Genomic DNA, 12,986 nt, shown 5'->3' on the forward strand with positions numbered 1-12,986 from the left:
GCTGTAAAGTGTATTGCAGGGAGATTTAAAGTATCAAAGCCGCTAGGTTTACGTCGAACCTTAGGCCCAGAACAATCGCATCATCAAGTGCCATGGCTCTGTCGCGCTGTGCGAATTGGTCGGGGTTGATAATGTAGTGAACGTTCGGCTGAATTCTTACGTGGTCATTGAGTTGATAACCATAACTTAGCTCTAACATGGTTTGGCTGCTTGCTGGTGTACCAACCCCGCCGTTTATGCTTCTTAATATACGCTGATCCTCTAGCGCTTCGTCACTGTACTGTTGACGGGTAAATACGAAGCCAATGGTATCGTCAGGGCGTGAGGCCAGTGTGCCTCGCAATACAAAGCCCGCTTTTATATAGTAGTCTTCAATCAGCTCGCCCGATGTACCGGTTAGCACGGCACCGAATAGTGTTAACCCTTCTTTCGTTAGTGGGTTAGGACGAGTAACAGTTTGTTCAAAACGTGCGAATATACCCGAGCGACCGTTTCTAACAGCGTAATCATTGCCTGACTGCGCCGCATAGTTGCCCTCCTCATCAAAGACTGGGTCGGTGTAGTCTGCGCCATCGTACCAACCGCCAATTTCGTAGCGTCTTGGAAGTTCGTCATTGTCCCACGTAGTTTGATATCCCAGAGTGAAGGGCACAACAACACCTGTAGCCTCATTAGTCGCCCAATCGAAGCCGTGATCGCCTAAGTCTTGATGACTGGTGTTATCTTCATAGACGCCGGTATGAAAGTATGTTTTTTGCGAAAGCCAGTATTTCGCATGGCCACCCCAACTCGAAACCGGCCACCAAGTAAAGTTACTGGTTCTAAATACAAAGGTTGGGTTCCCACAAGCAGCATTGGTTTGAAAATATTGACAAAGTTCAGAGCCTAAAAAGCTGATATTCGCTACTGTGCGGCCACCTTCCAGTTCTAAATCGCCATCTAAAAACGAGGAAGAAATCGTAAACCGTGCAAGACGGGTATTTTGGCCGCCAAAGATTTCTTGTACGGACGTACTGTTCCCAATGTAGTGCTCGGCTAAGTTTTTGCCGTGTCGGTTTGTCATGGCAATATGGATTTTGGTGTCTTTCCAGCCCGCTAGCGTATTTAAATCTAATTCCCCACCTACAAAGAGCTGACCAGCATAGGCACTGCCTCTGCGTTCACCACCGTCAATATTGGTGGCTGACTCACCCGTATAACTTGCTTGAAAGTCAAACGCGTCTTGAAACTTACTTTGTGATGCTGACGCAGTGGCGGCAACAATGGCGGTGCTTGCGAGGAGCGCTGTTTGCAAGCCTGTCTTACATCCAGAAAAGCGACGGGTAACTGTAGGTGTTTTCATCATTATTCTCTCAATTAAAAATGTTTATCAACCGCAGCTTGTTATAAGCGTGTGACTGATGACATCTACGCATTTGTTGCTAACTCCTTGTTGACGCAAGATAAATCAGAGTTAGCTAACGTTACAACGCGTTAACATATGCTTGTTTTGAACGAAATCTAACTAACCTTTGTTATTAAATCAACCTTGTTTATTTATTTCTTTTGCTACATTTGTGTGTTTTTCGTTAATAGTGGGGAGATGCGATGGCAGTATTTCAAGGTGAGTAGAAAGCGTTCAGTGAGGCGTGCTATCTAGGTTATGTCATTGTCTATTAAGAAATTTTCAAAGGCGGTTTTATCCGTTTAATAATAGTCACGCATTTTCTGTTAACGGTCGTCTACATATAAAGTCTAATTTTTAACGCAATCTGAAATAAGTAAATCAAATTGATTTATTGACAGGGGTAAAGAGCAATGCTTAAATTGGTTAACTAATTTTTTACAAGCGAAAGGCCGTTCTTATGAAAAACAACGCCCCTTTGGTTTCCAAAGACACATTGATTCCCTTTGTATTGTTAACGATTTGCTTTGCTGCATGGGGTGTGGCTGCGAACATGACAGACCCTTTGGTAAAGGTATTTAGTAAAATATTTACCATGTCGTCTTTGCAATCGGCATTGGTTCAATTTGCCTATTATGGCGCGTATTTTTGCTTAGCCATCCCTGCTGCTTTTATCAACAAGCGCTTTTCTTATAAAACAGGTGTATTGACCGGACTGGGCTGCGCGGCCGCGGGGGCATTCTTGTTTTATCCTGCAAGCCAAACCATGACTTACGGCTTTTTCCTTGCTGCACTTTTTGTATTGGCTGGTGGATTATCCATTCTGGAAACGTCGGCGAACCCTTACGTCATGGCGATGGGAAATCAAAAAAGTGCGACACGCCGTTTAAATCTAGCTCAAGCATTTAATCCCGTTGGTACTAATTTAGGTGTGTTTTTGGCTGCAACACTTATATTGCCAAACCTGAATCAGGCATCTGCACAAGAGCGTGCCGCCATGTCGGTAAGCGAGCTTAAAAACGTGATAGGGGCTGAGCTTGATGCGGTAATGCTTCCTTATGTAGGTATGGCATGTGTACTCGTTTTGGTTTGGGTTGCAATCTTCCTGATCAAAGCGCCAATTCAAGAATCGGTTGAGTCTAGTGTGGAAGACGTTCAGTTGGGCGCTTCGCTTAAGCGGTTAGTAGCCAACAAGCATTATCGGTTTGGCGTATTGGCTCAGTTTTTTAATGTCGGAGCACAAACGTGCGTGTGGACCTTCACCATCCAATATGCAATGAAAGCGACAGGTGGCAATGAAGTGAGTGGTGGTGAAATTTTACAATACAGCATGATTGTATTTCTAATTTCTCGTTTCGTGATGACGTGGGTTATGCAGTACCTCTATCCAGCTAGACTGCTAATGATCATGTCACTGATTGCCATGGCGCTATGTATCTTCATGACACAGTCTCCTAATTTAGCAGGCGTAATCGCATTGGTATCTATCTCTGCCTGTTTGTCACTCATGTTTCCAACGATTTACGGCATTGCGCTTGAAGGTCTGGGGGAAGACACTAAGCTAGGCGCAGCAGGCCTTGTAATGGCCATTCTTGGTGGAGCTATTATGCCGCTGTTCCAAGCCGCCATTATTGATAGCGCAGGTGTTGTTGTGTCATATATTGTTCCAGCTATTTGCTTCTTGCTAGTAGGTGGCTATGGCTACTTCGACATGCGCGCCAAAAAGAGCAGCGCTAAGCCTCAGTCCGAAATAGACGCAGATGCCCTTAAAAAGATGGAAATGGGAATAGCTAAATAGTATTTCTTCAGAAACGTGTACGGGGCCAGTGATTCTATCACTGGCCTTTTTTGTATATTGAATACGTTATGTATTCCACTTTTTTGAGGAATGCACTCAATTAGTTAACAGCATTTTTTCACCGTATTTTCATCAGTTTAGTGCATGTTGAATATAACTGATTTTTCCCCTTGTATAGCGCAGAACACCTGCTAAAGCATGAACAGCAATCGTATAATTCACCCCTGACAATTTGGGAGTAAAACGTATGCTGGACTATGTGCTCATTGGCATAGCGGTAATGGCATTATTGGGTGTGGTATTTGAAGAAGTGCTACACGTGAATAAAGCCAAAACCACATTATTTTTCGGAACATTCGCATGGATCCTTCTTTTCATAGATGCGAATAGGGGCCCTCACCTAGCAGAGCTCAATGAACACCTCATAGAAAACATAAACGAAATATCCACCCTCTGGTTATTCCTTGTAGCGGCAATGACTTTCGTTGCTTACCTTAACCGCAAAGGCATGATTGAAAACATGTTAAACATTATCATGCCGCAAAAAATAACCCTCAAAAAACTCATATTCTTTACCGCTATTTTTAGTTTTTGCTTCTCCTCGCTAGCTGACAACATCACAGCGACCTTGGTGTCTATTGCCATGGTTTTATCCTTGGGTTTGCCCTTTAACCAAACCATGCGATTTGCCGTGCTAGTGGTATTTGCGGTGAACTCTGGGGGCGTGTCGCTAATAACCGGGGATGTCACCACTCTTATGATTTTCTTGGATGATAAGGTCACTATAACTCAGCTGCTCTTACTTATTATTCCTTCACTCACAGCAGTACTATTTCTAGCGTTACTGTTGAGTATAGGTATGAAGGGGGAGGTTAAAATAAAAAAAACACGCCATGAACTTAGGCCGGTTGATTACGTAATTGCGGGAATATTCCTGTCCACTATTGTACTGACGTTAATTGCCAATGTGCTTTTTGCTATTCCACCTATGCTTTCGTTTTTAGCGGGTATGGCGGTTATGTTTTTAGTGGCAACCTTTATGGGAGAAGAAAAATATGATGATCCTATCTTGGACTATATTCGCCTAATAGAATTCGACACGCTTCTGTTTTTCCTTGGGGTGTTGCTGCTTGTCGGAATGCTCGATCACATTGACGCATTGGGCGCACTTTTACATGTATATAGCGTAATGCCTTCAACAGGGGCCAACTTTGTGATGGGGGTGTTGTCTTCCATGATAGATAATGTGCCATTAACTGCTGCGTTGTTAAAAGCGGACATTGCCATGTCGACAGCTGAGTGGATGGCGTTCACGTATGCAGTAGGCGTGGGGGGCTCGTTACTTATTATTGGCTCATCAGCAGGCATTGTTACCATGAGTAAGGTTAAGGGCCTGACGTTCGCCAAATACGGCAAGTTCGTGTTGCTTCTTCTTGCAGCGTATAGCGTGGGTTACGCGCTGGTATTGGTAATGGCGAATATGTTTGTTACGGCAAGTTAAGGTGGTGACGTTGCTTTTATAAAAAGAACCAATAAAGCGTTTGAGGGCGATAGTCTGTCGCCCTTACGCTTTTTTATATAACGCTCCGAGTACCGTGGCTTTCGAAGCCCCTGTGACTGCAGGCACATTGCCTGGAATATCATTCACATACGCATGTGCAAACCACGCAAATGCTGCGCCTTCAACGTGCTGTGGATGGATGCCCAGAGCATGGCTGTCTGTTACTACATAATCGCTTAACGCATTGCTCAGGTTATGCATTAATGCTTTATTGAATGCGCCACCGCCACACACTATAACTTCGCTTTTTGCGCCTTCTCTATTCGTTTTAGGTAAATGCTTTACAATTTCCTGAGCGATAGTGCTACCTGTTAGCGAAAGTAAGGATGCTTGCACGTCTTTAGGGGCTAAATTATTGTTCTTTTCTTCGCTTTGCAGCTCTGCACTAGAAGGGAAGTAATCGGCGAGCGCATTGCTTAACCAATTAATATTGAAATACTCTCTGCCAGTACTTTTAGGCGCAGGCAAAGCGAAGTAATCATCCAGTAAGAGCCTGTCTAACAGACCTGAGTGACAATGCCCTGACGCAGCCCATGCTCCATCTTCATCAAAGCTTTTATTTAAATGAAGGCTTATCCACTGATCCATCAAGGTGTTACCGGGTCCGGTATCAAACCCTTTAGGTGGCGAAGCATCTTGTTTTGGCGCAAGCAGTGAAACGTTTGCTATGCCGCCAATGTTAACGAGTGCCCGGTGTTTATCATCACTGGCAAATACTGCATTGTGAAAAGCGGGCACTAAGGGAGCACCCTGACCACCAAGGGCTATATCTTTGCGCCTAAAGTCGGCAATAACATCAATGCCGGTAAGAACAGCGATGGTATTAGGATCGCCTATCTGACAGGTGAAGCCGCGTATGGATGATTCTGCAAAGTGTGCTGACAATACATCGGAATTTGGGTGGTGACGTATGGTTTGGCCGTGCGAGCCAATAGCCGTAATATCCGAAGGATGTAGGTTGTTTTTCTCAATCAGCGCTAAGGTGACCTTTGCAAAGGTTTCAGCAACCAGTCTATCAGCGATGGCCAAACTATTAAGTTCATCAGGACCTTCACTACAAAGTGCATTGAGTGCAGTAAGTAATTCGGCAGAATAAGGAATTGAATGGGCGGCGAGGGTGGTGCAAGACGTTTGCGAGATGTCGCACAGGACGGCGTCGACGCCGTCCATGCTAGTACCTGACATCAGGCCAATATATTTTGCCATTTAGTCGTCGCTATTTCATTGCAAGCATAATGCGCTTGTTATTATCTAGCTGCTCTTGGCGTATTGCGGCAATTTCCATAAATCTTTCTCTCTCTTCCTTAGCAATAGGAAGCGCCTTCGGTAGCTCTACCGTACGAGGGTTTCGGTGAACACCATCCACTAAGAACTCGTAGTGAAGATGGGCGCCAGTAACCATACCTGAACTACCTAAATAGCCCACGGTTTGGCCTTGCTTAACCGTATCTCCTACCTTCACTGCACGCTTTTTAAAGTGAAGATATTTGGTTGTGTATTTCTCGCCATGCTGAATGAATACATGGTGACCGTTATATTTATCGTATCCGGCTTTAATTACCTTACCGTCACCCGCAGCCATAATTGGCGTACCAACCGCAGCAACATAATCTGTACCGCGGTGCGCTTTCCAACGCTTTTGCACGGGGTGGAAGCGAGCTTTTGTGAAGTTAGAGCTTACATATCTAAAATTCACCGGCGCACGTAAGAAGCTCTTACGCATACTGCGCCCTTCAGGCGTGTAGTATGTGCCATCTTCGTGAAGAATAGCGCTAAAATGCTCGCCTTGGTTAGTAAATTCCGCTGCTACGATGTCGCCGTAACCGACAAATTCACCGTCGATGTATTGCTCTTCGAATACTACGTTGAACGTATCGCCAGAACGGATCTCAATGGCGAAGTCGATATCCCAGCCGAAAATACCCGCCAAATTCATAATTTGGTTGCTGGTTAAGCCTGCATCACTGGCAGCGTTCCAAAAGCTTGAGTGAATTTCACCTTGGGCGAAGTTGTAGCGAATGTCTACATCCCGCTTTTCAAGCTCAGCGGTTAAGGCGCTGTTCTCATCCGACGATTCTGGACGTACAAACAGGGTTTCAGTCGAAGACAATTTGTACTTTAGCTCGCCGAAGCTGCCGTCTTTATTCGCTTTAAACGATAGTTCATCGCCGGGCAATAAAGTAACCAGCGTTTTTGTTAGCTCTCCTGCCTGCGTTACGTTATATACGTCACGCGAAGTGAAGCCAGCACGCTTAAAAAGCTTTGCTAATGTATCGCCACTGCGCACCTTGTACGTCTGCCATGAAGATTCTTCTTCACCAGAAAATACGTTGGTTGACGGCGCAATATGAAGCTCCACCGGATAGCGGACACCCGCATCCAGAATGTGTGCTTCTTGATGGCGACTGGCTTCTACTGGTTCACTTGGAAAAAGAATAAGCCCACCCAGAAATAAGCTAGCTACTGCTAACCCAGTTCTGTGCTGTTTCGGTAATTTTTTAAATAAATTGAGCGCTTTAGAAGCGTCTAATTTCTTTCTCATACTACTGCCCACCTGAGAAATGTTATGTGCACAACACTATTTCACATACGTTGCTTAAAAATGCAACTTTTCTCATTATATTGTTAGCGCAAATTGTTACACCCAATAGCTCTTATCATGAAGACTATTTCTTGAGTTTACTGAATACAGTCCACGTTAATTCAGCACTCTATTTCCACGTTAAAAGCTGTTGGGTTTAACAACATGACTGTTTGTAATCCGTTTTTTGACGCGCAAACCTTTTAATGGTTCCGTTGTACGCGTAAAATGCCCGCCAATATTGAATATACAGTTTTTTTAAGAGTGTGACGTACAAATGAAAGATTGGCAAACAGCGCTAGCTGAGATTAAACGGGGCGTTGATGAAATACTCCCCGAAGAGGATTTAATTGAAAAACTAAAATCCGGCAAAACCCTAACCATCAAAGCGGGTTTTGATCCAACTGCGCCTGATCTGCATCTTGGTCACACTGTGTTGATCAACAAGTTGCGTACATTCCAGCAACTAGGCCACAAAGTTGTTTTTCTTATTGGCGATTTTACTGGCCTAATTGGCGATCCTACAGGTAAAAATGTAACACGCAAGCCTTTAAGTAAAGAACAGGTATTAGAGAACGCGAAAACGTATCAAGAACAGGTGTTCAAGATCCTTGATGAAGATAAAACGGAAATACGTTTTAACTCAGAGTGGATGGACGACCTTGGTGCGGCGGGCATGATCAAACTTGCTGCAAGTCAGACGGTTGCTCGTATGCTAGAGCGCGATGACTTTAAAAAGCGTTATAACAACGGTCAGCCAATTGCTATTCACGAGTTTCTGTATCCGTTAGTGCAAGGTTGGGATTCTGTTGCGCTAGAGTCAGACGTTGAATTAGGTGGTACTGATCAGCGCTTTAACTTGCTAATGGGTCGTGAGCTTCAAAAAGAGCAAGGCCAAAAGCAGCAATCTATTGTAATGGTTCCGCTTCTAGAAGGTCTAGACGGCGTTCAGAAGATGTCTAAGTCTTTGAACAACTACATTGGTATTACAGACGCGCCAAACGACATGTTTGGTAAAGTGATGTCTATTTCTGATGATTTGATGTGGCGTTACTATGATCTTCTAAGCTTCCGTCCGCTAGAAGAGATTGCTGAGCTTAAAACTCGCGTTGCGAACGGTGAAAACCCACGTGATATCAAAATCATGCTGGCGAAAGAGATTATTGCACGTTTCCATGACGACGCAGCGGCAGAAGGCGCGCATCAGGACTTTATTCAACGTTTCCAGAAGAACGCTATTCCTGACGACATGCCCGAGCTTGAAATTGCATTGAGCGATGAAGGTATTGCCATTGGTAATTTGTTGAAAGAAGCTAACCTTGTAGGTTCGACTTCAGATGCTATGCGCATGATTAAGCAAGGCGCAGTTAAAATTAACGGCGATAAAGTGGAAGACACCCGCTTAGTAATCACCGAAAAAGGTGAAAACGTGTATCAGGTGGGTAAACGCAAGTTTGCGCGTATTACGCTAGCCTAATATTTTTCTGATAGTTTTTGAAAGCCCGCTTAGTTAAGCGGGCTTTTTTTTGCCTGAAATATAAGTACTAGTGGATAGTAGGGCGATCATTTTTTTAGAAGGCCCTAACTACTCATACAAAGTTAAGCATCAAGCCAAATTTGAAAGTGGGGGATATTGGCTTTAACGTTTATAAGTAATTGTCGTTAAACGTTTTTTTATTTTTCTTACTTTTTTTTGAAAAAGTTTGTCAGGATTTTGCAATCGCTATCGTCTATAGGGGAAAAATCAATCAATGAACCCAACTGTACGATAAGCAGTTAACGCGTAGCAGGCTGGGATGAAACAACAGTGAAACTCAATACTAACGCTTACGCAATGCAAAGGATAAAAACATGACAACGGTAACTTCAACTCGTGCAACATACCATCAAGCTAACAAGAGCCTTCCTGCGAAGGAAGCGTTCACATGGCTGAAAGAGGGTTGGCAGCTTTTTGTAAAAGCGCCTTTTAAATTAATGGGGCTTTCTTTTGTTACCTTATTAGCCGCGGGGCTCATTCAAGCGCTAGCAGGGCCAATTGGCTTAAGCATATCTAAATGGGTAGGTCCGCTTCTGGCTGCCGTGATGTGGCTGGCCATTGCCAACTTAGCAGAAAATAACAAGGTGAGATTGTCGGGCGGAACCCTGCGCTCATGGACAAATGTTGCTTTGTGGAGTTTGACCGGGCCAGTGATCGCGTGGATACAATTTCAAATTGGCGCTATGTTAATGGGCGCAGATTCAGTGGCGGCGTTAGCAAATGGTGTTGTAGTAGATGTACCCGCTTGGAAGGTCGGGCTAATGATGGGCTCGGCAACACCAATAAATTTACTGCTTTTATTTGTACCTATGTTGCTTATTTTAAAACATCGCTCAATCCCAGCATCTTTTACAAATAGTATTGCTGCAGTAGTGGGCGCTTATAAGCCGATGTTGATAATAGGTGCCCTGATTTTCTTAACAGTTGCACTTGCGCCCTATACTTTCGCATTGTCGGGATTAGTGTTTGGCCCTATTGTTTCATGTATGTGCTTTGTTGCTTACCAGCGCTTATTTCGCTAATCAGCTAGGAAGCGTAATTCAACAGCTCACTTAAAGCGTGGAATTAAAAAATAATAAAAATGGAAATGCAGTGAAAGAAACCATTCAAATAGAAAAACTGCTTAGTGAATACGCGCCGCTCATGGCGCGTATTGCGACAACATTTGAGGCTAATAAATCACTTCAAGATGAGCTGATACAAGAAATGTCACTGGCGGTTTGGCGCGCTTTTGAAGGAGCTTCAAAAGACAGTGGTAGTGGCTTTCGCGGTGAGGCAAGTGTGAAAACGTTTGTGGCCAAAGTAGCGCATAACAAGGCGGTCGATCACGTGATTAAAGAGCAGCGGCGTCAAGAGTTTAACCATGACGGCGAATTTGATTCTTCTCACACAACCAGCGCCAGCTCATCTCGGGATGCCACGTTACAAGAGAATGCGATGGATCTTTTGACAGGCTTACGTCAACTAGAAATAAAGTACAGACAGGTACTGGCTTTGTTATTAGAAGGTTTTAGTCAGCTGGAAATAGCCAATATGTTAGGTATCAAAGAGAGTGCCGTTGCTAAGCGAGTAAGCCGCGCCCGCCAACAGCTAACGCAGATAATGGAGCAACAGCCTTGAGCGATAACAAAAAAGCCTTGAGCGAAGATAAAAAAGCCTTGAGCGATAACAAAAGAGCCTTGAGCGAAGAAAAATTAAGTATGGCCGAGAGCAGCACGCAAATGAACGAATTAGATAAGCAACTCGCTCAGTGGCAAAGTGCCTACAAGGATGCAACCCCTTCAGTAGATACAGATGCACTGATAAAGGAAACCAAGAGCGCAAGATTTAAACTTAAACTAAAAGGTGCCGTTGATTTGGTGCTCGGGCTAGCGGTTTCTGTGTGGTGTTTAACTTTGGTGTTGTTCGAGCCACTTAGCACGTATCAATTTTTGCTTTTCATGGTACTCACACCTATTCCCGCCGCTTTCGGGGCATGGGGATATTGGGTAAGGCAAAAACAGTGGAAGGTCCAGACGTTAGACGTTCAGTCAATGTTGGCGTTTAAACAAAACCAATTAAGACAGCAATTACATTACTGGAAAATTAGCCTCTATGGATGCTTAGCTTTGTGGTGTGGATTGCTGGCACTCGCCGTATTTAATGTACTGATGTTTAATGCCTTCACGCTGTGGGGGACACAGCTTTTGATAAACAGCGTGGTCGTTTTTATTGTATACCGCCGGTACAAAAAGTTAGCCGCCGACTTGCCGTCGGCGCTAAAGAAAATAGAAGATATGAAATAGCTGAAACTAATAGTCTTATAATTCCAGCATTGGTACGAAGCCCCCATAAATAAGGCGCTTACCGTCGAAAGGCATGGGGTTTTCGTTTTCCTGCATTCTGGGATCTTCCATCACCTTTTTCCATGCAGTATCTCGTACTTCTTTTGAAGGCCAAAATGCAATGGAAAACACCACGGTTTCATTTTCTTTGGCTTTAACAGCCATCGGGAAAGACGTGACTTCCCCTTCAGGGACATCGTCACCCCAAGCTTCAAGTATTTTAGTCGCACCATACTCTTTAAAAATATCGCCGGCGAGTTTGGCGTGCTCAATGTATAACGCTTTATTTTCAGTGGGAACGGCTACAGCAAAGGCATCGATATATGACATGAGGTGACTCCGTCAAAGAATAGATACCTAAAATAGCCTAATTTATAGACAGCATGCAATGCTTAACTTTAAGGTGAATCGTAATTTATAACCATTACTAGCGTTCTGCTATTTTCGCCCATTGGTACAAGCCATGCAGTGCTAGCCTTCTTGCTTTTGCAAAGGGGTAGGTTTTCAAAGGAGAACGATAAAGGGGAAGCGATAAATCGACGTCATTGCTACCCATCATACGTTGAGCAAGTCGTTGCCCTGCAAACGCGGCAAAAGAAACGCCCGAACCGCAATACCCCATGGCGTAACCGATATTACCGCTAGAGCGGTTTAAATTGTTGCCGCTTACCTCATTGTCGATGAAAATCCGCGGCATATTGTCTAACGATACACTTACCCAACCACTCCAAAAATAATCCATGGCTATACCGCTAAGTGAAGGGAAACTTTTTACCATAGCGCGGTATAGTCGCTGTTTCTCTGACGCGTTATCTGCATCTTTACCTTTTACGGCACCACGACCGCCGAATAATAATCTGCCATCTGGCAAAACACGGTAGTAGTATTTCATCATCCGTGTATCCATAAAGCTCATTGGCGTGGTTAGGCCAGACTTTGCGCGCTGTTCGCTACTCAATGGCGCAGTGACAAAAATGCTCGACTGAACAGGAAATTGCTTATTGTCTACGCTGTCATGAAAGCGCTTAGGGGTATAAGCATTAGTAGCAATGAGTATGTGTTTGGCCGAAACTGACCCGCTGGGTGTTGCGACAACATATCCGGTCTTGTGCTTTTCAATGCGAATGGCTGGCGAGTCGTAAAAAAGCGTTGCTCCAAGCTCCTTTGCTACTCTTGCATATTCGCTCACTAATTTTAAAGGGTGTAAGCATGCACCCTTTAGCTCAACGCCACCATACGCCCCTTCAATACCAAAGCGCGCAATAAGGTCTTTTTCACTAAGTGGAGAGCTCGGCACATTGAAGTGTGACTCAAGATGCTTAGCACTGGCACAGAGTAGTTCGGCTTGCTTTGGGTTATGCGCCAGTTTTAAATAGGGTCCTTCTACCAAATCGACCTGCATATCAAAGTCTGCAATACGTTGTTTAAGCAGGTGTACCGCGCCATCAAACTCTTCCTGCATAGCTTTGGCGATGTCGCGACCCCACTTGTCCTCTATGGCGCTTAAGCTCAATCGGCCGCTACCCGAGAGGATAAAGCCCCCGTTGCGGCCCGCACAGCCAAATCCCGGTGAATTCGCATCAAGTAGCGTGACTTCTTGTTTCGCTTGAGCAAGAGTGATGGCAGCTGAAAGACCGGTATAACCACCACCAATGACGAGGTACTCAGTGTTTACCTTCTTGTTTAAAGGCGGTATTGTCGGTGGTTTATGTGTGGCATGCCAGTAGCTGTTTGCCGCGGGTAACATTGATGAAACGCCGCGTGAAATAAGAGGGTCGTAGGTCATAGAATAAAAACGTTT

At 44.5% G+C, this 12,986-nt stretch carries 11 protein-coding genes; 6 read left to right on the forward strand and 5 right to left on the reverse strand.

Annotated elements, in window-relative coordinates; all coding sequences use genetic code 11:
• Positions 1 to 25: 25 nt before the first annotated feature.
• Complete coding sequence (locus AC0J2X_RS00260; protein ID WP_014977269.1) at positions 26 to 1,345, reverse strand: carbohydrate porin; 1,320 nt, start codon at positions 1,343 to 1,345, stop codon at positions 26 to 28.
• 499 nt (positions 1,346 to 1,844) lie between these two features.
• Here AC0J2X_RS00260 and fucP point away from each other — a divergent pair, with 499 nt between their 5' ends.
• Together fucP and AC0J2X_RS00270 are read left to right on the forward strand one after the other, a co-directional pair.
• The gene (gene fucP, locus AC0J2X_RS00265) at positions 1,845 to 3,182 is read left to right on the forward strand and encodes an L-fucose:H+ symporter permease (RefSeq protein ID WP_061486472.1); all 1,338 of its coding nucleotides are present in this window, start codon (positions 1,845 to 1,847) and stop codon (positions 3,180 to 3,182) included.
• Between the two features lie 247 nt (positions 3,183 to 3,429).
• On the forward strand, positions 3,430 to 4,683 hold the full coding sequence (locus AC0J2X_RS00270; protein ID WP_061486471.1) for an ArsB/NhaD family transporter: 1,254 nt from the start codon (positions 3,430 to 3,432) through the stop codon (positions 4,681 to 4,683).
• Positions 4,684 to 4,746: 63 nt separating this feature from the next.
• Here AC0J2X_RS00270 and AC0J2X_RS00275 read toward each other — a convergent pair whose 3' ends face one another.
• Positions 4,747 to 5,949 (reverse strand): anhydro-N-acetylmuramic acid kinase, encoded by a 1,203-nt coding sequence (locus AC0J2X_RS00275; RefSeq protein ID WP_069944834.1) that lies wholly within the window; start codon positions 5,947 to 5,949, stop codon positions 4,747 to 4,749.
• Between the two features lie 10 nt (positions 5,950 to 5,959).
• Positions 5,960 to 7,285, reverse strand: coding sequence for an OapA family protein (locus tag AC0J2X_RS00280; RefSeq protein ID WP_049588114.1), 1,326 nt, complete (start codon positions 7,283 to 7,285; stop codon positions 5,960 to 5,962).
• 316 nt (positions 7,286 to 7,601) lie between these two features.
• On the opposite strand from AC0J2X_RS00280, the gene tyrS reads away from it, so the two are divergent.
• The 4 genes from tyrS to AC0J2X_RS00300 all read left to right on the forward strand — a co-directional run bounded on the left by tyrS (position 7,602) and on the right by AC0J2X_RS00300 (position 11,146).
• Positions 7,602 to 8,801 carry a tyrosine--tRNA ligase gene (tyrS, locus tag AC0J2X_RS00285; RefSeq protein WP_069944833.1) on the forward strand — a complete coding sequence of 400 codons (1,200 nt, stop codon included), beginning with the start codon at positions 7,602 to 7,604 and terminating at the stop codon, positions 8,799 to 8,801.
• A 374-nt stretch (positions 8,802 to 9,175) separates the two neighbouring features.
• On the forward strand, positions 9,176 to 9,883 hold the full coding sequence (locus AC0J2X_RS00290) for a hypothetical protein (protein ID WP_069944832.1): 708 nt from the start codon (positions 9,176 to 9,178) through the stop codon (positions 9,881 to 9,883).
• A gap of 70 nt (positions 9,884 to 9,953) precedes the next feature.
• A complete protein-coding gene (locus AC0J2X_RS00295) occupies positions 9,954 to 10,481 on the forward strand; it encodes an RNA polymerase sigma factor (protein WP_069944906.1) in 528 nt (175 codons plus the stop codon).
• Positions 10,478 to 11,146 (forward strand): hypothetical protein, encoded by a 669-nt coding sequence (locus AC0J2X_RS00300; protein WP_231513106.1) that lies wholly within the window; start codon positions 10,478 to 10,480, stop codon positions 11,144 to 11,146. Before AC0J2X_RS00295 ends, AC0J2X_RS00300 begins: the two co-directional genes overlap by 4 nt.
• A 15-nt stretch (positions 11,147 to 11,161) precedes the next feature.
• Here the strand turns inward: AC0J2X_RS00300 and AC0J2X_RS00305 are convergent, their stop codons facing one another.
• Both AC0J2X_RS00305 and AC0J2X_RS00310 read right to left on the reverse strand, forming a co-directional pair.
• Entirely contained in the window at positions 11,162 to 11,515 is a 354-nt protein-coding gene (locus tag AC0J2X_RS00305; protein ID WP_014950555.1) for a DUF1428 domain-containing protein, read from the reverse strand.
• 97 nt (positions 11,516 to 11,612) lie between these two features.
• Entirely contained in the window at positions 11,613 to 12,971 is a 1,359-nt protein-coding gene (locus tag AC0J2X_RS00310; protein ID WP_069944831.1) for an NAD(P)/FAD-dependent oxidoreductase, read from the reverse strand.
• Positions 12,972 to 12,986: the final 15 nt, after the last annotated feature.

Source organism: Alteromonas sp. R7 (assembly GCF_055755235.1).